Source organism: Burkholderia sp. MSMB1835 (assembly GCF_001526365.1).
Taxonomy (GTDB): domain Bacteria; phylum Pseudomonadota; class Gammaproteobacteria; order Burkholderiales; family Burkholderiaceae; genus Burkholderia.
In genome coordinates, this window is record NZ_LOYP01000032.1 from 42,646 (window position 1) to 67,984 (window position 25,339).

28 protein-coding genes are annotated in these 25,339 nt (G+C 68.4%); 17 read left to right on the forward strand and 11 right to left on the reverse strand.

All coding sequences use genetic code 11. The features are described 5' to 3' along the window. Nucleotides 1–209 precede the first annotated feature (209 nt). Complete coding sequence (locus WS96_RS14135; protein WP_059833312.1) at nucleotides 210–881, forward strand: response regulator transcription factor; 672 nt, start codon at nucleotides 210–212, stop codon at nucleotides 879–881. Between the two features lie 58 nt (nucleotides 882–939). Here WS96_RS14135 and WS96_RS14140 read toward each other — a convergent pair whose 3' ends face one another. From WS96_RS14140 to pxpB, 6 genes are all read right to left on the reverse strand, one after another. Further along, nucleotides 940–1,206, reverse strand: a complete 267-nt coding sequence (locus tag WS96_RS14140; RefSeq protein ID WP_059833257.1) for a hypothetical protein — start codon at nucleotides 1,204–1,206, stop codon at nucleotides 940–942. A 151-nt stretch (nucleotides 1,207–1,357) separates the two neighbouring features. Beyond that, nucleotides 1,358–1,624, reverse strand: coding sequence for a hypothetical protein (locus tag WS96_RS33665; protein WP_156443631.1), 267 nt, complete (start codon nucleotides 1,622–1,624; stop codon nucleotides 1,358–1,360). An 80-nt stretch (nucleotides 1,625–1,704) separates the two neighbouring features. Further along, the gene (locus WS96_RS32380) at nucleotides 1,705–1,893 is read right to left on the reverse strand and encodes a hypothetical protein (protein ID WP_082720255.1); all 189 of its coding nucleotides are present in this window, start codon (nucleotides 1,891–1,893) and stop codon (nucleotides 1,705–1,707) included. 216 nt (nucleotides 1,894–2,109) lie between these two features. Next, nucleotides 2,110–2,874: a 5-oxoprolinase subunit PxpA gene (pxpA, locus tag WS96_RS14145; RefSeq protein ID WP_059833259.1), complete on the reverse strand. Its 765-nt coding sequence runs from the start codon at nucleotides 2,872–2,874 to the stop codon at nucleotides 2,110–2,112. Between the two features lie 68 nt (nucleotides 2,875–2,942). Continuing rightward, nucleotides 2,943–4,010: a biotin-dependent carboxyltransferase family protein gene (locus WS96_RS14150; RefSeq protein ID WP_059833261.1), complete on the reverse strand. Its 1,068-nt coding sequence runs from the start codon at nucleotides 4,008–4,010 to the stop codon at nucleotides 2,943–2,945. Beyond that, entirely contained in the window at nucleotides 4,007–4,663 is a 657-nt protein-coding gene (gene pxpB / locus WS96_RS14155) for a 5-oxoprolinase subunit PxpB (RefSeq protein ID WP_059833263.1), read from the reverse strand. Before pxpB ends, WS96_RS14150 begins: the two co-directional genes overlap by 4 nt. Before the next feature lie 149 nt (nucleotides 4,664–4,812). Here pxpB and WS96_RS14160 point away from each other — a divergent pair, with 149 nt between their 5' ends. Beyond that, nucleotides 4,813–5,325, forward strand: a complete 513-nt coding sequence (locus WS96_RS14160; protein ID WP_011546427.1) for a winged helix DNA-binding protein — start codon at nucleotides 4,813–4,815, stop codon at nucleotides 5,323–5,325. Between the two features lie 86 nt (nucleotides 5,326–5,411). On the opposite strand, the gene WS96_RS14165 is transcribed toward WS96_RS14160, so the two are convergent. Further along, a complete protein-coding gene (locus WS96_RS14165; RefSeq protein WP_059780796.1) occupies nucleotides 5,412–6,020 on the reverse strand; it encodes a 5-formyltetrahydrofolate cyclo-ligase in 609 nt (202 codons plus the stop codon). Between the two features lie 8 nt (nucleotides 6,021–6,028). Between WS96_RS14165 and WS96_RS14170 the strand changes: the two genes are divergently transcribed. From WS96_RS14170 to WS96_RS14185, 4 genes are all read left to right on the forward strand, one after another. After that, a complete protein-coding gene (locus WS96_RS14170) occupies nucleotides 6,029–7,981 on the forward strand; it encodes a lytic transglycosylase domain-containing protein (protein ID WP_059500627.1) in 1,953 nt (650 codons plus the stop codon). A gap of 338 nt (nucleotides 7,982–8,319) precedes the next feature. Then, on the forward strand, nucleotides 8,320–9,279 hold the full coding sequence (locus tag WS96_RS14175) for a complex I NDUFA9 subunit family protein (protein WP_059833265.1): 960 nt from the start codon (nucleotides 8,320–8,322) through the stop codon (nucleotides 9,277–9,279). 58 nt (nucleotides 9,280–9,337) lie between these two features. Further along, the gene (locus tag WS96_RS14180; RefSeq protein ID WP_059833267.1) at nucleotides 9,338–9,985 is read left to right on the forward strand and encodes a glutathione S-transferase family protein; all 648 of its coding nucleotides are present in this window, start codon (nucleotides 9,338–9,340) and stop codon (nucleotides 9,983–9,985) included. Next, nucleotides 9,982–11,223 carry a multifunctional CCA addition/repair protein gene (locus tag WS96_RS14185; protein WP_059833268.1) on the forward strand — a complete coding sequence of 414 codons (1,242 nt, stop codon included), beginning with the start codon at nucleotides 9,982–9,984 and terminating at the stop codon, nucleotides 11,221–11,223. Before WS96_RS14180 ends, WS96_RS14185 begins: the two co-directional genes overlap by 4 nt. 42 nt (nucleotides 11,224–11,265) lie before the next feature. Here WS96_RS14185 and WS96_RS14190 read toward each other — a convergent pair whose 3' ends face one another. Continuing rightward, nucleotides 11,266–12,045 carry a helix-turn-helix domain-containing protein gene (locus tag WS96_RS14190; RefSeq protein WP_059833270.1) on the reverse strand — a complete coding sequence of 260 codons (780 nt, stop codon included), beginning with the start codon at nucleotides 12,043–12,045 and terminating at the stop codon, nucleotides 11,266–11,268. A gap of 378 nt (nucleotides 12,046–12,423) precedes the next feature. Between WS96_RS14190 and WS96_RS14195 the strand changes: the two genes are divergently transcribed. After that, nucleotides 12,424–14,274 (forward strand): M24 family metallopeptidase, encoded by a 1,851-nt coding sequence (locus WS96_RS14195; protein WP_059833271.1) that lies wholly within the window; start codon nucleotides 12,424–12,426, stop codon nucleotides 14,272–14,274. Between the two features lie 57 nt (nucleotides 14,275–14,331). Here the strand turns inward: WS96_RS14195 and WS96_RS14200 are convergent, their stop codons facing one another. From WS96_RS14200 to flgA, 3 genes are all read right to left on the reverse strand, one after another. Continuing rightward, the gene (locus WS96_RS14200) at nucleotides 14,332–14,772 is read right to left on the reverse strand and encodes a flagella synthesis protein FlgN (protein ID WP_059833273.1); all 441 of its coding nucleotides are present in this window, start codon (nucleotides 14,770–14,772) and stop codon (nucleotides 14,332–14,334) included. 77 nt (nucleotides 14,773–14,849) lie between these two features. Beyond that, the gene (gene flgM, locus WS96_RS14205) at nucleotides 14,850–15,179 is read right to left on the reverse strand and encodes a flagellar biosynthesis anti-sigma factor FlgM (RefSeq protein WP_059500634.1); all 330 of its coding nucleotides are present in this window, start codon (nucleotides 15,177–15,179) and stop codon (nucleotides 14,850–14,852) included. A gap of 117 nt (nucleotides 15,180–15,296) precedes the next feature. Further along, nucleotides 15,297–16,571, reverse strand: a complete 1,275-nt coding sequence (flgA, locus tag WS96_RS14210) for a flagellar basal body P-ring formation chaperone FlgA (protein WP_059833274.1) — start codon at nucleotides 16,569–16,571, stop codon at nucleotides 15,297–15,299. Between the two features lie 205 nt (nucleotides 16,572–16,776). Here flgA and flgB point away from each other — a divergent pair, with 205 nt between their 5' ends. From flgB to WS96_RS14260, 10 genes are all read left to right on the forward strand, one after another. After that, the gene (flgB, locus tag WS96_RS14215) at nucleotides 16,777–17,265 is read left to right on the forward strand and encodes a flagellar basal body rod protein FlgB (protein WP_034208605.1); all 489 of its coding nucleotides are present in this window, start codon (nucleotides 16,777–16,779) and stop codon (nucleotides 17,263–17,265) included. A 40-nt stretch (nucleotides 17,266–17,305) separates the two neighbouring features. Beyond that, nucleotides 17,306–17,731: a flagellar basal body rod protein FlgC gene (gene flgC / locus WS96_RS14220; protein WP_006477560.1), complete on the forward strand. Its 426-nt coding sequence runs from the start codon at nucleotides 17,306–17,308 to the stop codon at nucleotides 17,729–17,731. Between the two features lie 67 nt (nucleotides 17,732–17,798). Beyond that, the gene (locus WS96_RS14225) at nucleotides 17,799–18,545 is read left to right on the forward strand and encodes a flagellar hook assembly protein FlgD (RefSeq protein ID WP_059833277.1); all 747 of its coding nucleotides are present in this window, start codon (nucleotides 17,799–17,801) and stop codon (nucleotides 18,543–18,545) included. Nucleotides 18,546–18,572: 27 nt separating this feature from the next. Then, nucleotides 18,573–19,814, forward strand: a complete 1,242-nt coding sequence (gene flgE, locus WS96_RS14230; protein ID WP_059833279.1) for a flagellar hook protein FlgE — start codon at nucleotides 18,573–18,575, stop codon at nucleotides 19,812–19,814. A 19-nt stretch (nucleotides 19,815–19,833) separates the two neighbouring features. Next, a complete protein-coding gene (gene flgF, locus WS96_RS14235) occupies nucleotides 19,834–20,592 on the forward strand; it encodes a flagellar basal-body rod protein FlgF (RefSeq protein WP_059833281.1) in 759 nt (252 codons plus the stop codon). A gap of 34 nt (nucleotides 20,593–20,626) precedes the next feature. Beyond that, a complete protein-coding gene (gene flgG, locus WS96_RS14240) occupies nucleotides 20,627–21,415 on the forward strand; it encodes a flagellar basal-body rod protein FlgG (RefSeq protein WP_006485706.1) in 789 nt (262 codons plus the stop codon). Between the two features lie 21 nt (nucleotides 21,416–21,436). Beyond that, on the forward strand, nucleotides 21,437–22,126 hold the full coding sequence (gene flgH, locus WS96_RS14245) for a flagellar basal body L-ring protein FlgH (RefSeq protein WP_034208600.1): 690 nt from the start codon (nucleotides 21,437–21,439) through the stop codon (nucleotides 22,124–22,126). Nucleotides 22,127–22,131: 5 nt separating this feature from the next. Beyond that, nucleotides 22,132–23,307 (forward strand): flagellar basal body P-ring protein FlgI, encoded by a 1,176-nt coding sequence (locus WS96_RS14250; RefSeq protein WP_059833314.1) that lies wholly within the window; start codon nucleotides 22,132–22,134, stop codon nucleotides 23,305–23,307. Then, nucleotides 23,308–24,291, forward strand: coding sequence for a flagellar assembly peptidoglycan hydrolase FlgJ (flgJ, locus tag WS96_RS14255; protein WP_059833283.1), 984 nt, complete (start codon nucleotides 23,308–23,310; stop codon nucleotides 24,289–24,291). A 217-nt stretch (nucleotides 24,292–24,508) separates the two neighbouring features. Continuing rightward, nucleotides 24,509–25,264 (forward strand): flagellar brake protein, encoded by a 756-nt coding sequence (locus tag WS96_RS14260; RefSeq protein WP_034208598.1) that lies wholly within the window; start codon nucleotides 24,509–24,511, stop codon nucleotides 25,262–25,264. The last annotated feature ends 75 nt before the right edge of the window (nucleotides 25,265–25,339 follow it).

Here is a 25,339-nt window from a genome sequence, read left to right on the forward strand (position 1 = left end):
GTCCCGATGTCCGTCGCACCGACGGGCCGCTTCCCGTCGGTATGGTCCATCCAATGTTCGCCGGCGGCTTTGTCCGACATCGACCCGGCGCAGCGGCTCAATCCGGGCCGCCCATCGGGGGCGGCGCAATGGACGGTATACGATTGTTTGACGGCGTGCTCGGTGGCACCGTCTACGTTCTGCCTCGCGGTACGAACAGGAACGGACGGATGAACGGCGGAAAACGCAAGCGCTTGCCGGTGCTGGTCGTCGATGCGCACCCGATCGTCGCAGAGGCGATTGGCCGTGTGCTCACCGGCGTCGACAACCGGCTCGAGGTGACGGTCTGTCACAGTGCGCGCGCCGCGATCGACGCTTTCCGACACGAGCGCGACTGGTTCCGGATTCTGTTGGATCCCGAGATGCCGTGTGGCGGGTTGCCTTTTGTACGACAGTTTCACGCGTCGGGTATGGCCGGTCGATGCGCAATCGTTACGGCGGCCGCACGCCCGCCGTGGATCGTCGAGGCGAAACGCCTCGGCATGGTCGCGTACGTTGTCAAGAGCACGCCGCTCGGCGTCTTTTGCCGCGCATTGCAGTCGATACTTGACGGTCGCACGGCATTTCCTGAAATCGCGGCGCAATCCGAAGCAGGCGGGCGGTTGACGGAGCGTCAGCGGGATGTCCTGCAGTTGCTTTGTAACGGCTATTCGACGAAGGAAATCGCGACGACGCTGAGTCTGGCGGTCGGCACGGTCGACAATCACATTGCGAGCGCGATGCGGACGCTGGAGGTCAGGAATCGAACGCATGCCATTACGCGGGCGATAGCGCTCGGGGTGATCGATGGGTATGAGGGCGGGGATGCAGGATTTGCGCTGGGCGAGCGCTCTGTCGGATAGTGTGTGACGTCAGCGTCGGTTTTTACGATTCAAGCACGCGTCGATTGGTTGGCGAACGTCACCGTTGTTTTTGCCGGCTCAAGTCTATTTCGAGCAAGAGCGAATACACGAGGAAACCTACGGCACTCGCGCTCCATTTGAACAGTTCCCAATTGCCCGGCAAGTACAGCGCCAGTGCGGATAGTACGGAAAATACGAGGCCCCTTATGGCACCGCCTGCCAGGATGCCGATCCATCCGCCGCCCAGGCGGGATGCAAGCGGGCCCATGAAGATGCCGTACTTGGCAAATTTTTTTGCTACGTTAGTTATGGCTTTGATGTTCATTGACTGATGCGAACCGTCTGGGGTTCGTCGATGCGCATGCATATGCGGCGGCGCTATTCGTCTGCGAAAGGGCGCAGACGGAATGGAGGGGGCAGGTGGGTGTCGTCGGGCGAGGACGCAGGGCAGCGACATCACGTGACGATGGACGGCGTCAGCGTCGGTGTTTACGATTCAAGCGGAATTCAAGCCACAGTGAATAGAGAAAAACGGCCGAGGTGGCGAGCGGCCATCCGAACAGTGTTTTTGGTGAGAATGTATGAAGCACGATTGCATAAGGAATCGAAAATACCAATGTTCTGACGATCGTGGCCGCTACGATTCCTTTCCAGGCGCCTCCAAAACGGGGAGCAAGCGGCGCGAGAAAAATACCGTATACCCAGTATTTTTTAAGGATGTCCCTGACAGTGCTGAATTTCATTGGTTTAAGTTCTCTTTTGGCGGCTCGCCGGGTCGGGGCGGCAAATTGCCCCAACCCGGAACGTTCGGTTATCGATCAGGTCAGAACCGGCAAATCCAGCTTTGGGAAACGTAATTGGCCCCGGCGAGAATAAGCGCCATGTGCGGACTAACCATTGCACCGGATGCCGCTGCCATTGCCAGTTCAGAAAGATTGATCGGATTCGGATTGAGCGTGCACGTAATCCCGCCGCTGGCCTGATCGAGTTCGTTCTTCGTCAAAACGCGCATGAATTAGGTGTCCTATAAAATTGAGACAAGTGACCGGCCAATCCGGCCAACCGCTCAGGCACCTAACTTATCACTGACCCCTTCTTCCCGAAATATGGAATTTCTCACGGTTTTTGGGTCGAATTGAAGCTTCAAAGGGAAAAGCGCAGCGCGCAGCCGCGTTGATGATTCGTGGGGTTGCCGTGGTATCGGCTCACGGCCACGGCCAGGATCGCGCTATGCGCCTTCGTCCGCCTGCAGCGCTCCCGGTGCGACAACATCGATCCCCGCCGCCTCCAGCGCCGCGCGGATCCGCTTCGCGAACGCGAGCGCATGCGGCCCGTCGCCATGCAGGCAGACGGTCTGCGCATTGAGTGGCACCCATTCGCCGCTCAATGCGCGCACCTGTCGGTTGCGCACCATGTCGAGCGTGCGCGCGAGCACCGCGTCTTCGTCGTCGATCAACGCGCCGGGCAGGCTGCGCGGCACGAGCGAGCCGTCCGCGCGGTAGCCGCGGTCGGCGAACACTTCCTCCACCGCCGCGAGCCCCGCATCTCGCGCGGCCGCGATGAACACGCTGTTGGCGAGCCCGAACACCGCGAGCGACGGATCGAAGTCGTGGATCGCGGACACCACCGCGTCGGCGATCAGCGGGTCGCGCGCGGCCTGGTTGTACAGCGCGCCGTGCGGTTTCACGTGCGCGATGCGCCCGCCCTCGGCCTGCGCGATCGCCGACAGCGCGCCGAGCTGGTACAGCACGCCCGCGTAGATGTCGCCGGCCGGCAACTGCATTTCCTTGCGGCCGAAATTCTCCGGATCGTGAAAGCTCGGATGCGCGCCGATCGACACGCCTTTCTGCACGGCCCAGCGCACGCAGTCGCGCATCGCGTTCGCGCCGCCTGCATGCCATCCGCATGCGATGTTCGCCGACGTGACGAGGTCGAGCAGCGCCTCGTCCGAGCCGCATCCTTCGCCGAGATCGGCGTTCAGATCGATTTCCATGATGTTCCTCATCCACTGATTGCGTGGAGCACCGCCTGGGCGCAGTGCCAGTCCTGCTCGAGTCATTGTCACGCCGCGCGCGATTGCGCGCGGCGGCGCGATTCCTCGCGCATCTCGATCGCGACGTCGATCTGCCGCAGATAGGCACGTTCTGCGGTCAGCGCGGCGCGTGCGGCGTCGAACGTCGTGCGCACGAAGCGGATCGGCAGGTTGAGCCGCGCCTGCGCGAGCTTCCACAGGTCGGCGCGGATCACCGTGCCGATCTTCGGGTAGCCGCCGGTGGTCTGGGCGTCGTGCATCAGCACGATCGGCTGGCCGTTCGGCGGCACCTGGATCGTGCCGGGCAGCACCGCGTGCGACAGCAGCTCGACCGGGCGCTCGCGCACGAGCTCGGCGCCGGCGAGCCGATAGCCCATCCGGTTGCTGTTCGCGGTGACGAGCCATTCCTCGTCCCAGAACGCCTGCTGCGAATCGGCCGCGAACGACGCGTAGTCGGGGCCCGGCAGCACGCGCACGGGCATCGCCCACGGCGCGTGCGCGGGGCGGTGGCGGCGCGGCGGCTCGTCGACGCGCACGAACGCGCACCACGCCGGCGCCTTCACGCCGAATTCGGGCGCATCGGCCGCGAGGCAGCCCGCGCCGGCCGGCGGCACGCCGATCGGGAGCCGGTCGCCGTCGCGCAGCGCGCGGCCGCCGAGGCCGCCGAAGCGCGACGCGAGATCGGTGCTGCGCGAGCCGAGCATCGGCAGCACGTCGATGCCGCCCGCGATGCACAGGTAGCCGCGCATGCCCCGTTTCGCGGCCGGCAGCACGAGCGTCTGCCCGGCGCTGACCGGCAGGCTCCACCATGAGTACACGGGCTTGCCGTCGAGCGTCGCGCCGAATTCGGTGCCGGTGATCGCGATGCGCGTCGCGCGTGTGAAGCGGAACGTGGCGGGGCCGATCGTGATTTCGACGGCCGCCGCGTCGGGGCGGTTGCCGACGAGCCGGTTGCCGACCTCGAGCGCGAGGCCGTCGAGCGCGCCGCCCTGCGCGACGCCGAGATGGCGCGTGCCGCGGCGCCCGAGATCCTGCACGGTCGACAGCGGGCCGGCCCGCACGACCTCGATGGTGCCCGGTGCGTGGCTCTGGGTCATCGTGGGTCGACTCCCGCAACGGTGAAGCGGACGCGGTCGCCGGGCAGCAGCAGCGTCGGCTGCGGCCGCGCCGGATCGAACAGCGACTGCGACGTGCGGCCGATCAGTTGCCAGCCGCCGGGCGACGTGGCCGGGTAGATGCCGGTTTGCGCGCCGCCGATGCCGACCGAGCCGGCCGGCACCTCCAGGCGCGGCGCCGCGCGGCGCGGCGTGTGCAGCGACGCGTCGAGGCCGCCGAGATACGCGAAGCCCGGCTGGAATCCGACGAAGAACACGACGTAGGTACCGGCCGCGTGGCGCGCGACGACCTCGTCGGCCGACAGGCCCGTGTGGGCGGCGACGGCGGCCAGGTCGGGGCCGGCGGCCCCGCCGTACTCGACCGGGATCTCGACCTCGCGGCCGTCCGCGTGCTCGACGTCGGCCGTCTCCCACGCGTCGCGCAGCGCGGGCGTGAGCGAGTCGGCCGTCGCGGCGAGCGCGTCGAACACGATGGTCAGGTTGTTCATGCCGGGGACGACGTCGATCACGTCGGGCCACGCGCGCGCGGCCTCGGCCACGGCCCAGACGCGGCGCTGGCAATCGAGCGTGGCGGGCGGCGGCACCTCGCAGACGAGGGCGGCATCGCCGAGCGGATAAATGCGGGGTTGCGTCATCGGACTGGCACGGTTCGGACGGCAATGTTAGCGCACATTGTCGACAAAATATCGACAACTTATCAATAAGCGTTTTTGCCTAGCCCGTCGGCCGGGGCTTCTGGCGTACACTCGGGCACATCCTGTCATCCGGCTTGCGCCGCCTTTCCATGAAGCGTCCTGCGACCAAGATCGTGTCATCCGAACACCTCGTTTCCGATTCGAGCGCGGAGCTGTCGGAGCTCGAATACGGGCTCATCATGGCCGGCAACGCGTTCAACCGCTGGATGGTCCGCTGCATGTCGGCGGCGGGGGCGAAGGACATGACGGCGGTCGAGGTCTCGCTGCTGCATCACGTCAGCCATCGCGAACGCAAGAAGAAGCTCGCCGACATCTGCTTCGTGCTCAATATCGAGGATACGCACGTCGCGACCTATGCGCTGAAAAAACTGATCGCCCGCGGCTACGTGAAGAGCGAGAAAAGCGGCAAGGAAGTGTTCTTCTTCGCGACCGACGCGGGCCGCGACCTGTGCCTGAAGTACCGCGAGGTCCGCGAGCACTGCCTGATCGAGACGCTGAAGGACAGCGGCCTCACCAACGAGCAGATCGGCGACGCGGCGCAGTTGCTGCGCCACGCATCGGGCCTCTACGACACGGCCGCGCGCGCGGCGGCATCGCTGTAAGCGCTTGCGGAAACGCTCGCGGAAACGCTCGGGCGTCGCGCCGCGCTCGCGGGCCGGCGGCGACGGTCGCTGCGGCCGCAGCGGCATTATCCGGCGGCCGGGTAAAGCGCGCCGTCGGTGACGATCCAGTGCAGCGCAAGATCGTGCGCTTCGGCCGGCAGCGCATCGACGCGGCACGCTTCGTACGCGATGCCGACCGTCACGGGCAGCGCGTCGCCCGGCCACGCGGCGAGCGTGCGGTCGTAGTAGCCGCCGCCGTAGCCGAGCCGGTAGCGCTGCGGATCGAATCCCACGCACGGAATCAGCAAAAGATCGGGCACGACGACGATTCCCGACGCCGGTTCGGGAATCCGGTGATGGCCTTCGCGCATCGGCGTATGCGTGTCCCACGCGTGGAACGCGAGCGGCGTGTGACGCTCGCCGATCACCGGCAACGCGGCGCACCGGCCGGCCCCCGCCGCGCACCATGCGAGCACCGCGTCGCGCGCATCGAATTCGCCCGGCAGCGGCCAGTAGAACCCGACCGTGCGCGGCGCCAGACGGTCGAGCAGCGTGCGCAGCCGCGCGTCGAGCGCGGCGTTCGCGGCGGGCTGCGACGCGGCGTCGCGACGGGCGCCGGACAGCGTTTTGCGCAGCGCAACCTTCGGGTTCGGCACAGGGTTGCGTGCTATGCTTTCGCTCACTTCGTGCTCCATTCATAACGATGTCGAACAGCCTTTTTCGAGTATATCGCGCGGTCGCGCTGATGCTTTCGGCCGGCGCGCTCGTCGCGGGCACGGCCGCGTGCGCCGCACCGAACGACGACACGCTCCCCGGGGATGACCAGATCTTCGTGCAGCTTCGCGAAGCCGCACGCCGCAACGACGCCGCGAAGGCCGCGCAGCTCGCGTCGATGATCCCGAACTATCCGGTTCCGTCCTACGTCGAGTATTTCCAGATCAAGCCGCAGCTGTTCGATTCGACGGGCCGCGCGCGCGTCGATGCGCCGGACGCGCCCGTGCAGTCGTTCCTGCAGCGCTACGACGGCCAGGCGATCGCCGATCGGCTGCGCAACGACTACCTGCTCGTGCTCGGCGCGCGCCACGACTGGCGCAATTTCGACGACCAGTACAAGCGCTTCGTGCTCGACGACGACACGCAGGTCAAGTGCTATGCGCTCGAATCGCGCGCGGCGCGCAACGAGAACGTCGCCGACGCGGCGCGCGCGCTGCTCGTCGAGCCGAAGAACTACGGCGATGCGTGCGTCGACCTGATCACCGCGCTCGCCGTCAACCAGCAGTTCACGAGCGACGACGTGTGGCAGCAGGCGCGCCTCGCGTACGAGCAGAACTACACGACGCTCGGCGGCAAGATCGTCGATGCGCTCGGCCCGCGCCCGGCCGGTTTCGACCAGGCGACGAGCGCGCCGCCGCTGTATCTCGCGCGCGGCGTCGGCCCCGATGCCGCGTCGCATCAGCTCGCGCTGATCGCGCTCGGCCGCATGGCGCGCAACGATCCGGACGCCGCCGCCGGGATGCTGACGACGGTCGCGCCTTCGCTGACCAAGCAGGAACAGGCGATCGCGTGGGGCGCGATCGGCTACCAGGGCGCGATCAAGCGCTCGCCGATGGCATCGGTCTGGTATGCGAAATCGGCGAACGCGCCGCTGTCGAACCCGGGCTACGAATGGCGCACGCGCGCCGCGCTGCTCGCCGGCAACTGGCCGATGGTGCGCTGGTCGATCGAGCAGATGCCGCCGTCGCTGCGCAACGATCCGGCGTGGATCTACTGGCATGCGCGCGCGCTCAAGCAAAGCGGCGACACGCTGCAGGCGAACCAGGAATTCGAGCAGGTCGCCGGCCAGTTCAACTTCTACGGGCAGTTGGCCGGCGAAGAGCTCGGCCAGCGCACGACGATCCCGCCGCGCACGAAGGTGAGCGACGCCGAGATCGATGCGATGGGCAAGATCCCCGGCTTCGCGCTCGCGCAGCGTTTCTACGCGCTGAACCTGCGTCTCGAAGGCAATCGCGAGTGGAACTGGCCGCTGCGCGGGATGACCGATCGCCAGCTGCTCGCGGCGGCCGAATACGGCAAGCGCGTCGAGCTGCTCGACCGCACGGTCAACACGGCCGACCGCACGAAGGCCGAGCACGACTTCACGCTGCGCTATCCGTCGCCGTACCGCACGACCGTCGAGCGCTACGCGCAATCGACGGGCCTCGACGTCGAGTGGGCGTACGGGCTGATCCGCCAGGAATCGCGCTTCATCATCAGCGCGCGTTCGTCGGTGGGCGCGGGCGGCCTGATGCAGCTGATGCCGGCGACGGCCCAGATGGTCGCGAAGAAGCTCGGCATGGGCACGATCTCGCGTGCGCAGATGCACGACATCGACACCAACATCCAGCTCGGCACCTGGTATCTGGCGGACATCTACAACAACTTCGACAGCTCGCCGGTGCTCGCCACCGCCGGCTACAACGCGGGCCCGGGCCGGCCGCGCCAGTGGCGCCAGGTGTTGACGCAGCCGGTCGAAGGCGCGATCTTCGCGGAGACGATTCCGTTCAACGAGACGCGCGACTACGTGAAGAACGTGCTGTCGAACACCGTCTACTACGCGGCGCTCTTCGAGGGCAAACCGCAGTCGTTGAAGAAACGTCTAGGCATGATCTCGCCCTGATATACGAACTGCCGCGCGAGACGCGGCAGTGTTTAAGGGGCTGTTCACGCTAATAACGGGCTTGCGAACGAGGCTGGCCGGCTGCAGTGCAAGAAGCAAGGCGCGCCGTTTGGCCGAGCCAAACAAGCGACGCGCGACGCCGCAATGCGGCCGGCCAGCCTCGTTCCCCTGACCGGAGAAAATCATGAATGGGGCTGGCCGCCAGAAGGGCCGATCGCTGCGTCATGCTCCTTGCGAATACGTCGAGTATTCGCAGCGTCGCAATCCTTGCGCTCGGCCCTTCTGGCGGCCAGCGCAAGCCCGTTATTAGCGTGAACAGCCCCTTGGAGCTCCCGACCATGGATCGCCAGACCGTCGCGCTGCTGGGCGGTACCGGCTTCATCGGCAGCCGGCTCGTCAATGCGCTGATCGAGGCCGGCAAGCACGTGCGGATCGGCACGCGGCGGCGCGACCACGCGCGCCATCTGCAGATGCTGCCGGTCGACATCGTCGAACTCGATGCGCTCGATACGCGCACGCTCGCGCGCTTCGTCGCCGGCGCGCACGCGGCGATCAACCTGATCGGCGTGCTGCACGGCGGCCGCGGCACGCCGTACGGGCCGGGCTTCGAGCGCGCGCACGTCGCGCTGCCGGCCGCGCTGGCCGCGGCATGCGTCGAGGTCGGCGTGCGGCGCGTGCTGCACATGAGCGCGCTCGGCGCCGATTCGCACGGCGCGAGCATGTACCAGCGCTCGAAGGGCGACGGCGAAGCCGCGCTGCATGCGGTCGCGGCCACCGATTCGCTCGCGCTGACGATCTTCCGTCCGTCGGTCGTGTTCGGCCCGGGCGACGCATTCCTCAACACGTTCGCGAACCTGCAGCGCACGGTGCCCGTGCTGCCGCTCGCGATGCCCGACGCGCGCTTCCAGCCGGTATTCGTCGGCGATGTCGTGCGCGCGTTCGTCAACACGCTCGATCTCGCGGCCGCGCACGGCAAGACTTACGAACTCGGCGGCCCGACCGTCTACACGCTCGAGCAACTGGTGCGCTATTGCGGCACGCTGGTCGGCCGGCAGGCACGCATCGTGCGGCTGCCCGACGCGCTTGCGCGGCTGCAGGCGAGCGTGTTCGAATGCCTGCCCGGCGAGCCGGTGCTCACGCGCGACAATCTCGCGACGATGTCGGTGCCGAACGTGCTGTCGGGGCCGCTCGCGCCGGAACTCGGGATCTCGCCCGCGAGTCTGGAAAGCATTGCGCCCGCGTATCTCGGCGAAGCGACCAGGCGCTCGCGGTTCGACTGGTTCCGCTCGCGTCGCTAGCGCACGCGCGGCGCCGCGAGTCGGACTTTTTCTTTTTTGCGTTTTTCGGAACCCCATCATGAAGCTCGTCATCGGAGACAAGAACTACTCGTCGTGGTCGATGCGGCCGTGGCTGCTGCTCGCGCATTTCGGCATCCCGTTCGACGAGATCGTGGTCGAGCTGCGCCGCGACGACTCGGCCGCGCGCATCCGCGAATACTCGCCGACCGGCAAGGTGCCGTGCCTGATCGACGATCACGGCATGGCGATCTGGGATTCGCTCGCGATCGCCGAGACGCTCGCCGAGCGCTATCCGCAATTCCCGATGTGGCCGGCCGACCCGCTCGCGCGTGCGCGTGCGCGCTGCGTGTCCGCCGAGATGCATTCGGGCTTCGCGGCGCTGCGCACGCAGATGGGCATGAGCATCCGCGCGTCGATGCCGGGGCGCGGCGCGACGCCCGAGGCGCTCGCCGACGTCGCGCGCATCGACGCGCTGTGGAGCGAATGCATCGCGGCATCGGGCGGGCCGTTCCTGTTCGGCGAATTCGGGATCGCCGATGCGATGTATGCGCCCGTCGTGATGCGCTTCAACACGTATGCGCCGGCGCTGTCGCCGGAGGCGGCCGGCTATGCGGCGCGCGTGACGGCGCTGCCGGCGGTACAGCGGTGGATCGATGCCGCGCGCCGCGAAACCAACGTGATCGCCGACTACGAACCCCAGCCATGAACATCTACGCAGTGGGCGGAGCGATCCGCGACGAATTGCTCGGCGTGCCGGTGCAGGACCGCGACTACGTGGTGGTCGGCGCGACGCCCGAGCAGATGACCGCGCAGGGCTTCCGGCCGGTCGGCAAGGATTTCCCGGTGTTCCTGCATCCGCAGACGCAGGAGGAATACGCGCTGGCGCGTACCGAGCGCAAGACGGCGGCCGGCTATCACGGCTTCCAGTTCCATTACGCGCCGGACGTGACGCTCGACGAGGATCTCGCGCGGCGCGACCTGACGATCAACGCGATGGCGCGCGAGGTGAGCCCGGAGGGCGCGCTGGTCGGCCCGGTGATCGATCCGTTCGACGGGCAGGCCGACCTGCGCGCGCGCGTGTTCCGGCACGTGAGCGACGCGTTCGTCGAGGATCCGGTGCGGATCCTGCGCATTGCGCGCTTCGCCGCGCGGTTCGCGGATTTCACGGTCGCAAACGAAACGCTCGCGCTGATGCGGCGGATGGTCGACGCGGGCGAGGTCGACGCGCTCGTGCCCGAACGCGTATGGCAGGAGATCGCGCGCGGGCTGATGGAGGCGAAGCCGTCGCGGATGTTCGCGGTGCTGCGCGACTGCGGCGCGCTCGCGCGCATCCTGCCCGAGGTGAACGCGCTGTGGGGCGTGCCGCAGCGCGCCGATTACCACCCGGAAGTCGACACCGGCGTGCACGTGATGATGGTCGTCGACTACGCGGCGAAGCAGGGCTATTCGCTGGCGGTGCGCTTCGCGGCGCTCACGCACGATCTCGGCAAGGGGACGACGCCCGCGGACGTGCTGCCGCGCCACGTCGGCCACGAAAGCCGCAGCGTCGAGCTGCTCAAGCCGTTGTGCGAGCGGCTGCGCGTGCCGAACGAATGTCGCGATCTCGCGCTGGTGGTCGCGCGCGAGCACGGCAACCTGCATCGCGTGATGGAAATGGGCGCGGCCGCGCTGGTGCGGCTCTTCGAGCGCAGCGACGCGCTGCGCAAGCCGGCGCGCTTCGCCGAGCTGCTGCAAGCCTGCGAAGCGGATGCGCGCGGCCGGCTCGGGCTCGATGCGCAGCCGTATCCGCAGGCCGAGCGGTTGCGCGTCGCGCTCGCGGCCGCGCGCAGCGTCGATGCCGGCGCGATCGCGCGCGGCATCGGCGCCGACACGGAGAAGATCAAGGAAGCCGTGCATCGCGCGCGGATCCAGGCCGTCGCGCAGGCGCTCGCGATCGGCGAATAGTCGGCGCGCGACCGCGCGCGCGGCATGTGCGCCCGTCGGCCGTTACGGTTTCTTGTTGCGCGCCGGCGTCGCGGCCGCCGGGCGTTTGCCGGCGGCCGCGCGCGGTTTCGCCGATACCTTCTTGTCGGCTGCGTCGACCTTGGACGGCCGTGCCGCGGCAGCGTCGCGATCATCCCGTTTGGGCGCCGGCGCGCGGCGGCCCGCGCGCGACTTGCCGGGCTTCGACTGCCTGATTTCCGCCGTCGCGGACACGGATTCCGCCGAACTGTCGTCGAACAGCGGCAGCGTGCTGACGGTGATCAGCTCGGCCGGCCCGTCGCCGACATTGGCCACGCGATGCCGCTTGCGCGCGTCGAAGTGCAGCGAATCGCCGGGCGCCAGCGGGTAATTCTTCTTGCCGACCGTGTAGCAGATGCGGCCGGCCAGCACGTACACGAATTCGTCGCCGCCATGCGCGACCCATTCCGACCGGTAGCCTTCCATCATCTGCACCTTCAGTGCATTGATCTGGCTGCCGTCGAACGTGGTGGACAGCCGCTCGTACCACTGCGACGCGGCGTCGAGCGCGTACGGCTTGCGGCTGCCCTCGTGCGAATCGGGCTGCGCCTGGCGCGGCTGCGCGATCAGCGTGCCGAGCGGCACGCCCAGCGCCTTCGCGACGTTGACGAGCGACGACAGCGAGATGCCCGTCAGATGGCGCTCGACTTGCGACAGGAACCCGACCGACAGGTTCGCCTCGGTCGCGACTTCCAGCAGCGTCTTCTTCGCTTCCCGGCGCAGGCGGCGAATGCGCTGGCCGATACGCATGAGGTCTGAATCCATGAATCTCTTTCGTGGCAACGAGTCGGGGCGCGGGCGCAGCGGCGGGGCGGTCGCCGGGGCGGAGGCCGGCGCATTGTACCGCGCGGCATCGCCGCGCGAATCGGCGTTGTGCCGGGATCCGCAGGCCACGCGCCGATTTTAGTCCTACGAAAATTTTGGCTTGACCTCGATTTCGGCCTGCTCTAGATTCTGTCGCGCATCAAACAAAGTTAAGTGAGACGAAAATTTCCCGAGGGCGGCCGCCGGAATCGCGGCGCGGCGCGGCCCGGCCGCGCGTCGCGCCATGCGCGACCCGGGCCGCGGCGACGTGCGCGGGCGGGCAGGCGCGATGCCGCGACGCGCCGCCGGCCGCCGACAACAATGAATAACGGGCATCCGATGATCGATCGACTGAAATACAGCTTTTCCGGCCTTCCCCCGTACGACGCGTCCGTCGCCGAGACCCAGGCCGGCCTGTCGCGCCTGCTCGATGCCGCGCGACTCGACGCGGTGCTGATCACGTCGCAGGACGAATACGTGACCGAGTACCTGCCGCGCAGCAACAACCCGCGCTACGCGGTGTCCGGCTTCGACGGCTCGGCCGGCTGCGGGATCTTCCTGAGCGCGGCGACCGCGCAGGCGCTCGGCGTGCCGCCGTTCGTGCTGTTCGTCGACGGCCGCTATCACTTCCAGGCCGACGAGCAGTGCGATCCGGCGCGCGTGCGGGTGGAGAAGCTCGGCATCGACGTGACGATCTGGCAGGCGATGGCCGACTGGCTGGTCGTGCACGCGAGCCGGCTCGCGCGGGTCGGCTACGACGCGCGGCGGATCAGCGTCGCGCAGCGCGACCGGCTGTTCGATGAGACGCAGGCCGCGTCGCTCGACTGGGCGAGCCTCGCCGATCGCGAGATCGATCGCGCGATCGCGCTGCCGGGCTGGAACGTCGAGCGGCCGATCTTCGAGATCCCGGCAACGGTGACCGGCGTGAGCGTCGCGCAGAACCTCGACGCGCTGAACCGGCAGCTCGCCGCGCATACCGGCGCGGCGGACGGCGCGACCGCGTTCTTCACCTGCGCATCGGACGATCTCGCGTATCTGCTGAACAGCCGCGGCTATCACATCCCGAATGCGTCGTCGCACCTCGGCTTCCTGTTCGCGATCGGCGATCAGGTGGCGCTGTTCTTGCCGGAAGGCTGCGACCGCTGCGAGGTCGCGCTCGCTTCGTATCCGGCGCTGCACGTGATCCGCCGCGACGTCGCCGCGCTCGAGCGCTTCCTCGCGCAGTTCGCGGTCGAGCACGTGTGCTATGGCTTCGAATCGGTGAACTGCGCGCTCGTCGACGCGGTGAAGCGGGTGTGGCCGCACGCGCGGCATGCCGATTTCAACCCGGTCGAAGCGATGCGGGCGAGCAAGACGCCGGCGGTGCTCGAGCGCGTTCGCGACGCGTTCGCGCGCAGCTGCGCGGCGATCGCCGAGACGATGCGCTGGGCGAAGACCGGCGAGCCGGGCGTGCGCCACACCGAGTACGACCTCGCACGCACGATCAACGACGCGTACGGCGCACGCTCGGCGGTCGCGTTGTCCTTTCCGTCGATCGCGGCGAACGGCGCGAACAGCGCGTTCGCGCATTACACGGCGGCGAGCGCCGATGTCGAGCTGACCGAAGGCGAACTCGTGCTGCTCGACAGCGGCGCGTACTACGAAGCCGGCTTCGCGACGGACTGCACGCGCGTGGTGCTGCGCCGCACGCGGCCGGACACGGTCGCACAGCCGTGGCAGCGCGAGATTTACACGGTCGCGCTGAAGGCCTGCATCAAGGGCCTCGTCGCGCGCTTTCCGGCAAGCGCGACGGGCGGCGACGTCGATGCGCTGGTGCGGCAGGTGTGTCGCGATCATGGCTACGATTTCGGCCACGGCACCGGGCACGGCGTCGGGATTCACGTACACGAGGGCGGCGTGCGGTTCGCGCCGGGCGCGCGGTACGGGCTGGTGCCGAATGCGGTGATTTCGGTCGAGCCGGGGATCTACCTGCCGGGCAAGGGCGGCGTGCGGATCGAGAACATCGTGATCGTGCGGCCGGACGACGCGCAGCCGGGCACCGTGACGTTCGAGAACGTCGTGACGGTCGGCTACGACTGGGATCTGATCGATCTCGACCTGCTGGACGACGCCGAGCGCGCGTATCTGCGCGACTACGAGCGGCTGTGCGTGGAGCGCGGCACGCAGGTCACCGCGTGTCCGCTGTTGTAACGACGGGGAGGGCGGGGGCGCGGTCGCCGGGCGGCCGCGCGGCGCGACGTCAGCGCGTCAGCGCGTCAGCGCCGAGACGCGTCCGTCGGGGCCGTACACGCCGGCCGGCGCGGGCGCCGAGCGCAGCACCGCGAGCGCGCGCTCGTTGTAGTCCATCCGGATCCGGATCAGCATCCCGTTGTTCGCATTGGCCTGGCGCGCGCGTTCGGCGGCCTGTTGCAGCAGTTGCCAGCGGCTCGCGAGGCGCGCATCGCGCTCGGCCGCCTGGTCCATGCCTTTCTTGCCGGCCGGAAAGCCGAGCGCGGAAAGCTGCGTGTCGCGCGTGCGTTCGAGCTGCGCGAGCCGGTCGATCAGCTCGCTTTTCTTCTCGACGATCCCGGGCAGCATCTCGAGCGGCTCGGCCGTCGTCAGCGCCTTTTCCTCGTAGACGAGCAGGGACGCGAACGCTTCGACCGTCGCGTGTTCGTCGTTGACCGTGGCCAGCAGCTCTTCTCTCATCGCGTCATGCTCGTCACGCCGGTGCGTGCAGTGCTGCGCGCGCCGGCAAACCGGTTGAACCGGCCACGAGGCCGGGATTAGCTGCCCTGCGGGCGCTGCTGCTGCAGCAGTTCGCGGGCGGTGTTCAATACGCCGTCGGCAATCTTGTTCGCGTCGATCGTCAGCGTGCCGTCGTTCAGCGCGTCCTTGATCGACTGGACCAGGCCCGTGTCGATATCGGCGTCGCCCGACGCGGATACCGAACGCAGCTGGCCCGACAGACCCGACAGGTTCACGGTCGTGTCGCCGCCGGTCGATCCTGCGTCGGCTGCCTGCCCGGACGACTGGGCCGTGCCGGACTGCGCACGGGCCGCGCCGGTGCCGGTCGGCGCGAGGGGGCTCGGTTTCGGAGTGGAATCGATCTTCACGATGGGTTTCCTGTACGGTTTGACCCAGATAACGGCCGGGTCGGCCCGAACTTTAGCATCGCGAGCCCGAAATGCTCCGAATAAACAATTCTTTACATTCTTGCGGCCGATCCGTCCCTACAGCGGAATTTCGACGGTGCCGGCGTCCTTGACGATCGCGGTGACGATCTGCCCGGCCGCCATTCGCACCCGCACCGACTGGCCCGGCGCCGCATTCGCGAGCGCGCTGCCCTCGGCCGAAATCGTGAAGCCGGGGCCGGCCGCGACGACCCGCACCGTCTGGCCCGCCGACACCGACGCCGCGCTCTTCAGCATGTCCTGCCGCAGCGGCAGCCCGGCCGAGATGCGCGCGAGCGCGGTCGCGCCGATCGCCTGCGCCGGATCGGTGATCACCGCGAGCGGCAGCACCGTCAGGTCGCCGTCGCGCGCGACCAGGTCGGCCGCGGACAGCGGCTCGCCGGGCGCGATCTGGCGCGCGGCGACGTAATAGGTGGCCTGCACGGCGACCTTCGCCTGCAGGTAGACGGTCCACGGCCGCTCGCCCGCGCAGCGCACGCCGACCGTCGTGCGGCCCCACAGGCGCGCGCCGGTCGGCAGGAACGGTTCGAGCGTCGTGCACGCGGCGAGCCCACGCGGAAAGGCGGTCGTGACGGTCGCGGTGGTCTTGCCGGGCAGGCCGGCGATCTGCTGCTGCAGGAACGCGAGCGCCGCGCGCCGGATCGTTTCGGGGTCTTGCCGGCCGGGCGGCGTCGGCGGTGCCGCGGGCTCGGCCGCCGCCGGCGCATGCGGGGCCGGCGCGGACGAAGCGGCGCGCGCCGCGGCGATGCGGGCGGCAAGCGCCTGCCGGGGATTCGACGCGGATTCGGCGGTACCGGCGCCGGCAACGACGGTCGCGACGCCGCCGGGATCGACGGCGCGCGGTGCGCCGTAAGCGGCGTTTGCGGCAGTCGCGCGGGCTGCGGCGTAGACGGGGCGTGGTGCTGGCGCCGGTACCGGCGCAGGTGCCGGAACGCTCGTCGCCCCCATCGATCCGGCCGGCTGCGCCGTGTAGCCGTTGGCGGTCATGCCGACGGCGCCGGGCATGCCGGAAGCGCCGCCAGCGGCTGCACCGGCCGTGCCGACCATGCCGCCGGCACCGCCCGCCGCGATACCCGCCGCACCACCCATGGCCGCATCCGCGCCCGTACCCGCTTTCCCGCCGAACTGCCCGCCGCTCGCCGCATTGGCATGCGCGAGCGCGGTTTCCGCCGTCTCGCCGCGGCCGGGAATCACGATCGTCCCGTCGTCCGCGTGCGCGGCCGGTACCGCGGCCCACAGCGCCGCGGCGAGCGCGAACGCACGGCGCAGGCGCGTGCCGCGTCCGGCGTATTCGCGAAATGCGCTGCGTGCCATTGCCGTGTCCTCGAAGCCGTTGATCCGATTCGCATTCTAGGGAGCCGGGCCGTCGCGCAAACGATGAATAGAGGGGGGCTTTGCCGCGTTATTCGTCCGATTGCCGGTTGCGTCCCGCGCCTACCATCGCTGTCATGGAAAAAAGCCTCTCGGGTCGCCATCCGGCGCGGGGGGCGTGCAGCGCTTCATACGGAGAGACGCACACATGCTGGACAAACTCGATGCGGAATTCGCGTTCGGCCGACAGGCGCTCGACGTGCGCGCCTACCGGCAGGAACTGCTGTCGTCGAACATCGCGAACGCCGACACGCCCGGCTACCAGGCCCGCGACGTCGATTTCGCGTCGACGCTCGCGCGCTCGCTGAAGCAGGCGAGCGGCGGCCTGGCGCCGAGCAATGCCGCGCAACTGCCGATGGCGCAGCCGGCCGGCGTGACGAGCGGCATGTCGATGGTGTCGACGGCGCCGGGCCACATGGCCGGCACCGCGAAGCTGATCCCGACCGGCGGCCCGTCGGACGACTACGGCCGCGCGCAATACCGGATGCCGTTGCAGCCGTCGCTCGACGGCAACACGGTCGATCTCGACGTCGAGCGCGTGCAGTTCGCGAACAACGCGCTGCACTACGAAACCGGGATGACCGTGATGACCCAGCAGATCAAGGCGATGATCGCCGCGATCACGACGAACTCGTAAGCGCCGTTTCCGAATCCGGACCCCGGCACAAGGAGCCTCCATGCCTTCGTTGATGAACATCTTCGGCGTCGCCGGTTCGGCGCTGTCCGCGCAATCGCAGCGCCTGAACGTCACCGCGTCGAACCTCGCGAACGCCGACAGCGCGACCGGCCCCGACGGCAAGCCGTACAAGGCCAAGCAGGTCGTGTTCGCGACCGATCCGCTCGGCGGCGCGCGCACCGCGTCCGGCCAGGGCGTGGGCGGCGTGCGCGTGACCAAGGTGATGGACGACCCGTCGCCGATGAAATCGACGTACGACCCGGCGAACCCGGCCGCCGACGCGAACGGCTACGTGCAGATGCCGAACGTCGATCCGGTGCAGGAGATGGTGAACATGATCTCGGCGTCGCGCTCGTACCAGGCCAACGTCGAGACGCTGAACACCGCGAAGACGCTGATGCTCAAGACGCTGACGATCGGCTCGTAAGCCGCGCGCCGCCCGACCTTTCCATACCGAGACCCGGACCGACCGTTCCGACACAAGGCCACCCAGGATGACTTCCTCCAACACGACGATCGGCAGCAACGGCACCAGCGTGTCGACGCTGCCGACCGACACGATGAACACCAACAACGTGTCGTCGACCAACGGCACGTCGGCGAGCGACCTGCAGGCGACGTTCCTGAAGCTGCTCGTCACGCAGCTGCAGAACCAGGATCCGACGAGCCCGGTGGACAGCTCGCAGATGACGTCGCAGCTCGCGCAGATCAACACGGTGAGCGGCATCGCGCAACTGAACACGTCGCTCACGTCGCTGTCGACACAGCTCGCGGCCGGCCAGCAGACGCAGGCCGCGCTGCTGATCGGCACGAACGTGCTCGCGCCGGGCAACGGCGTCGCGGTGAAGAGCGGCGCGGCGTCGCCGTTCGGCGTGTCGCTCACGAGCAGCGTGTCGAACCTGACGATCACCGTGAAGAACTCGGCGGGCGCCGTCGTGAACACGATCAACGCGGGCGCGCAGTCGGCCGGCACCGTGCCGTTCAACTGGACCCCGACCGACGCGGCCGGCAACGCGCTGCCGGACGGCAACTACACGGTCAGCGCGCAGTACACCGGCACCGACGGCAAGACCTACGCGCCGACCGTGCTGGCCGCGTCGCAGGTCCAGAGCGTGATCAAGCAGGCGGACGGCACCGCGGGGCTGGTGCTGTCGAACGGCACGACGGTGGGGCTCACCCAGGTTGCGTCGATCTTCCCGAACACCAAGTCGTCCTCGTCCGGCGACACCACCACCAACTGATCGAGCTTTCTCGTAACGGAGACCGAAATGGGTTATCAACAGGGTCTGAGCGGCCTCGCCGGCGCATCGAACGCACTCGACGTGATCGGCAACAACATCGCGAACGCGAACACGGTCGGCTTCAAGTCGAGCACCGCGCAGTTCGCCGACATGTACGCGAACTCGGTCGCGACGTCGGTCAACACGCAGATCGGCATCGGCACGTCGCTGAACTCGGTGCAGCAGCAGTTCGGCCAGGGCACGATCAATACGACGAACTCGTCGCTCGACGTCGCGATCAACGGCAACGGCTTCTTCCAGATGTCGAACAACGGCGTGACGACGTACTCGCGCGACGGCACGTTCCAGCGCGACAAGAACGGCTACATCGTCAACGCGCAGGGCATGAACCTGATGGGGTACATGGCCGACAAGAACGGCGTGATCAACACCGCGCAGACCGTGCCGCTGCAGGCGCCGACCACCAACATCGCGCCGACCGCGACGACCAGGATCAACGGCCAGTTCAACCTGAACTCGCAAGATACGGTGCCGACCAAGACGCCGTTCAGCGCGACCGACAACACGACGTACAACTACTCGACGTCGATCCAGGTGTACGACTCGCTCGGCGGTTCGCAGGCGGTCAACATGTATTTCGTGAAGTCGGCGGCCGGCACGTGGGAAGCGTACGCGGGCGTGCAGGGCGGCGCGACGACCGATCTCGGCACGATCACGTTCAATTCGGCGGGGGCGATCTCGAGCACGACGACCGGCACGCCGGCCGCGCCGACCGCATCGCTCGGCCAGTTCCAGTTCACCGTGCCGAACACCGACGGCTCGGCGACGCCGCAACAGCTCACGCTCGACCTGACCGGGACGACGCAGTACGGCGGCAAGGACGGCGTGAACAACCTCGCGCAGGACGGCTACGCGAGCGGCACGCTGACGACCTACTCGATCGGCACCGACGGCAAGCTGACCGGCAACTATTCGAACGGCCAGACCGCCGTGCTCGGCCAGATCGCGCTCGCGAACTTCAACAACCCGAACGGGCTCGTGAACCTCGGCGGCAACCAGTACGCGGAATCCGCCGCGTCGGGCGTGCCGCAGATCTCGGCGCCGGGCAGCACGAACCACGGCACGCTGCAGGGCAGCGCGCTCGAGAACTCGAACGTCGACCTCACGTCGCAGCTCGTCAACCTGATCACCGCGCAGCGCAACTACCAGGCGAACGCGCAGACGATCAAGACGCAGCAGACCGTCGACCAGACGCTCATCAACCTGTAAGCGCGGATAACCGGCAGCCATGGACCGACTGATCTATACGGCGATGACGGGCGCGTCGCAGTCGCTCGACCAGCAGGCGATCGTCGCGAACAATCTCGCGAACGCGTCGACGACGGGTTTTCGCGCGCAGCTCGCGACGTATCGCGCGGTGCCGATGAATTTCGGCGACGGCAGCAACGTCGACCCGGCGACGACGCGTACCTACGTGCTGTCGTCCACGCCCGGCGCCGATTACGCGCCGGGTCCGATCACGCGCACCGGCAATCCGCTCGACGTCGCCGTGCAGGGCCCCGGCTGGCTGTCGGTGCAGACGGCCGACGGCAGCGAGGCGTACACGCGCGCCGGCAACCTGCACGTCGACGAAAACGGCCAGCTCGTCAACGCGAGCAACCTGCCGGTGATCGGCAACGGCGGCCCGATCTCGGTGCCGCCGAACGCGGAAGTGACGATCGGCAAGGACGGCACGGTGTCCGCGCTGATGCCGGGCGACCCGCCGACGGCGGTCGCGATCGTCGACCAGATGAAGCTCGTGAACCCCGATCCGGCCACGCTCACGCGCGGCAACGACGGGCTGTTCCGCACCGCCGACGGCAATCCGGCCGACGTCGACCCGAACGTGGTCGTCACGCCGAATTCGCTCGAAGGCAGCAACGTGAATCCGGTGACCGCGATGGTCGCGATGATCGACAACGCGCGCGCGTTCCAGCTTCAGTCGAAGCTGATCCAGACCGCCGACCAGAACGAGCAGACGGCGAACCAGCTGCTCAACTTCAGCTGAGCGGCCAGGCCCTCGCTACAGGAGAAGATTCAACATGAACCGTTCGCTCTACATCGCCGCCACCGGCATGAATGCGCAGCAGGCGCAGATGGACGTGATTTCGAACAACCTTGCGAACACCAGCACGAACGGCTTCAAGGCGTCGCGCGCGGTGTTCGAGGATCTGCTGTACCAGACCATCCGCCAGCCGGGCGCGAACTCGACGCAGCAGACCGAGCTGCCGTCGGGCCTGCAGCTCGGCACCGGCGTGCAGCAGGTCGCGACCGAGCGCCTGTACACGCAGGGTGGCCTCACGCAGACCGGCAACTCGAAGGACGTCGCGATCAACGGCGCGGGCTTCTTCCAGGTGCTGATGCCGGACGGCACCAACGCGTACACGCGCGACGGGTCGTTCCAGACCAACGCGCAGGGCCAGCTCGTCACGTCGAGCGGCTACCAGGTCCTGCCGGCGATCACCGTGCCGCAGAACGCGCAGTCGCTGACGATCGGCAAGGACGGCGTCGTGTCGGTCACGCAGCCGGGCTCCAGCAACGCGGTGCAGATCGGCTCGCTGCAGATCGCGACCTTCATCAACCCGGCCGGCCTCGAGGCGAAGGGCGAGAACCTGTTCGCGGAAACGACGTCGTCGGGCGCGCCGAACGTGTCGCAGCCGGGGCTGAACGGCGCGGGCGTGCTCAACCAGGGCTACGTCGAGGCGTCGAACGTGAACGTCGTGCAGGAACTCGTCAACATGATCCAGACCCAGCGTGCGTACGAGATCAACAGCAAGGCCGTGACGACGTCCGACCAGATGCTGCAGACCGTCACGCAGATGAAGAGCTAACCGGAACGTCCCGTCGTCGCCATGAAGCAGGTTCGCCTCCCCTCGTCAGCCACCGTCCGCGCCGCCTGCGCGGTCGCGGTGGCGGCGCTCGCCGGTTGCGCGCAGATCCCGCGCGATCCGATCATCCAGCAGCCGATGACGGCGCAGCCGCCGATGCCGATGTCGATGCAGGCGCCCGGCTCGATCTACAACCCCGGCTACGCGGGCCGGCCGCTGTTCGAGGATCAGCGGCCGCGCAACGTCGGCGACATCCTGACGATCATGATCGCGGAGAACATCAACGCGACGAAGTCGTCGGGCGCGAACACGAACCGGCAGGGCAACACCGACTTCAACGTGCCGACGGCCGGCTTCCTCGGCGGGCTGTTCGCGAAGGCGAACCTGTCGGCCACCGGCGCGAACAAGTTCGCGGCCACCGGCGGCGCGAGCGCGGCGAACACGTTCAACGGCACGATCACGGTGACCGTCACCAACGTGCTGCCGAACGGCAACCTCGTGGTGAGCGGCGAGAAGCAGATGCTGATCAACCAGGGCAACGAATTCGTGCGCTTCTCGGGGGTCGTCAACCCGAACACGATCTCGGGCGCGAACTCGGTCTATTCGACGCAGGTCGCCGACGCGAAGATCGAATACTCGTCGAAGGGCTACATCAACGAAGCCGAGACGATGGGCTGGCTGCAGCGCTTCTTCCTCAACATCGCGCCGTGGTGACGACGATGCAGACGACCCTGTTCGGCCGCCTGTCGGCCCGCGCGCAGACGGCCGCGCGGCTCGCCGTCGCGTTCGCGGCCGCCTGCGTGCTCGGCGCCGCGCCCGCGCACGCGGAGCGCCTGAAGGATCTCGCGCAGATCCAGGGCGTGCGCGACAACCCGCTGATCGGCTATGGCCTCGTCGTCGGCCTCGACGGCACGGGCGACCAGACGATGCAGACGCCGTTCACGACGCAGACGCTCGCGAACATGCTCGCGAACCTCGGCATCTCGATCAACAACGGTTCGGCCAACGGCGGCCCGTCGTCGCTGAACAACATGCAGTTGAAGAACGTCGCGGCCGTGATGGTGACGGCCACGCTGCCGCCGTTCGCGCGGCCGGGCGAGGCGCTCGACGTGACCGTGTCGTCGCTCGGCAACGCGAAGAGCCTGCGCGGCGGCACGCTGCTGCTCACGCCGCTGAAGGGCGCGGACGGGCAGGTGTATGCGCTCGCGCAGGGCAACATGGCCGTCGGCGGCGCGGGCGCGAGCGCGAACGGCAGCCGCGTGCAGGTGAACCAGCTCGCGGCCGGCCGGATCGTCGGCGGCGCGATCGTCGAGCGTGCGGTGCCGAACGCGATCGCGCAGATGAACGGCGTGCTGCAACTGCAACTGAACGACATGGATTACGGCACCGCGCAGCGGATCGTGTCCGCGGTCAATTCGAGCTTCGGCCCGGGCACCGCGACGGCGCTCGACGGCCGCACGATCCAGCTCGCGGCGCCGGCCGACTCCGCGCAGCAGGTCGCGTTCATGGCGCGGCTGCAGAACCTCGACGTGAGCCCGGACAAGGCCGCCGCGAAGGTGATCCTGAACGCGCGCACCGGCTCGATCGTGATGAACCAGATGGTCACGCTGCAAAGCTGCGCGGTCGCGCACGGCAACCTGTCGGTGGTCGTCAACACGCAGCCGGTGGTGTCGCAGCCGGGGCCGTTCTCGAACGGGCAGACGGTGGTGGCGCAGCAGTCGCAGATCCAGCTCAAGCAGGACAACGGCGCGCTGAAGATGGTGACGGCCGGCGCGAATCTCGCCGACGTCGTGAAGGCGCTGAACACGCTCGGCGCGACGCCCGCGGACCTGATGTCGATCCTGCAGGCGATGAAGGCGGCCGGCGCGCTGCGCGCCGATCTGGAGATCATCTAAATGGCAGCCACGCTCCCCAACGCAAACGACCTCACGCAGCGCTTCGCGCTCGACGTGCAGGGTTTCGATGCGCTGCGCGCGCAGGCGAAGCAGTCGCCGCAGGCCGGCGCGAAGGCGGTGGCCGGCCAGTTCGACGCGATGTTCACGCAGATGATGCTCAAGAGCATGCGCGACGCGTCGCCCGACGGCGGGCTGTTCGATTCGCATACGTCGAAGATGTACACGTCGATGCTCGACCAGCAGCTCGCGCAACAGATGTCGACGCGCGGGATCGGCGTCGCCGACGCGCTGATGAAGCAGTTGCTGCGCAATGCGGGCGCCGGCGCGGGCAGCGACACGGCGGCCGACGTCGGCGCGGGCGGCCTGGGCGCCGGCGGCCTCGGCACGGCCGGCAACGAAGGCAGCCTCGCCGCGATGAACGCGATGGCCAAGGCGTATGCGAACGCGGCGAACAACGGCGGGCTCGCCGGCGCGCGCGGCTATTCGGCCGGCAGCGCGCTGACGCCGCCGCTGAAGGGCGCGAGCGGCGTGCAGGACGCGGACGCGTTCGTCGACCGGCTCGCGGCCCCCGCGCAGGCGGCCAGTGCGACGACCGGCATCCCGGCGCGTTTCATCGTCGGCCAGGCCGCGCTCGAATCGGGCTGGGGCAAGCGCGAGATCCGCGCGGCGGACGGCTCGACCAGCTACAACGTGTTCGGCATCAAGGCGAACAAGGGCTGGACCGGCCGCACCGTGTCGGCGCTGACCACCGAGTACGTGAACGGCACGCCGCGCCGCGTGGTCGCGAAGTTCCGCGCGTACGACTCGTACGAGCACGCGATGACCGATTACGCGAACCTGCTGAAGAACAATCCGCGCTACGCGGGCGTGCTGAGCGCGAGCCGCAGCGTCGAAGGCTTCGCGCACGGCATGCAGAAGGCCGGCTACGCAACCGACCCCAATTACGCGAAGAAGCTGATCTCGATCATGCAGCAGATCGGCTGACCGGCCCGCCCGCCACCGGTTCGCCCCTTCGGACCGCGCCCGGCACCCCGCCGCGCGCGGTTTCAACGTTTGCGCGAAATAAATCGCCGTTTCGATCTAAACTTTCGGTCAGCACTGCCGCTAAGTGTGAGAGACCTGCGACCGGGCCCCCGTTCTGGCCCGGTTTTATCGCGCACCGGTTGCCCCGGGCGCCCATGACAAGAAAGACCGGCTAGCCATGAATATCGAAACGTCGACGGACCCCAGCCTGGATGCAGGCCACTCCGGGCCCGACTATGCCCGCCGCAATCCGCTGGAAATCGGCGTGCAACTGCGCAACCTCGTGAATCGCGGCGATTTCCTGACCGTCCAGTACCCGGGCGGTCAGCTCGTCACGCGTCTGCTCGAGGTCGACGTCGGCGCGCGGACGTTCACGTTCGACTGGGGCGCGCTGTCCGAGCAGAACGCCGGCATCCTCGGCGCGTCGCACTGCACGTTCGCGGCCGCGCCGGAGGGCGTGCGCGTCGAATTCGCCACGGGCACGCCGCGCGAGACGCGCTACGAGGGGCTGCCCGCGTTCGTCGCCGATTTCCCCGACGTGCTGGTCTGCATCCAGCGCCGCGAATATTTCCGCGTCGACGCGCCGATCGTCGATCCGTTCCTGTGCCGCGGCAAGCTGCCGGACGGCGAAAGCTTCCTGTTCGAAGTGCATAACCTGTCGCTCGGCGGCGTGGGGCTGCGCACGGCCGACGAGCGCGTCGAGGCGCTCGAGGTCGGCACGCTGCTGCCGGACGTCGAGCTCGAGCTGACCGGCCACGGCAAGCTGTCGCTCGACCTGCAGCTGGTGTCGCAGCGTTCGACGCAGATGCCGAACGGGTCGCGGCGCTACCAGCTCGGCTTTCGCTACATGTCGCTGCCGGGCAGCGCGGAGAACACGCTGCAGCGGCTCATCACGCAGCTCGAAATGAAGCGCCGCTCGCTCGCGCGGGCCTGACGCGCACCCGGCGGGCGGCCCGCCACGGGCCGCCCGCGCAGCAGCGCCGGCGCGCCCGCCGGCCGCTTCGAGCGG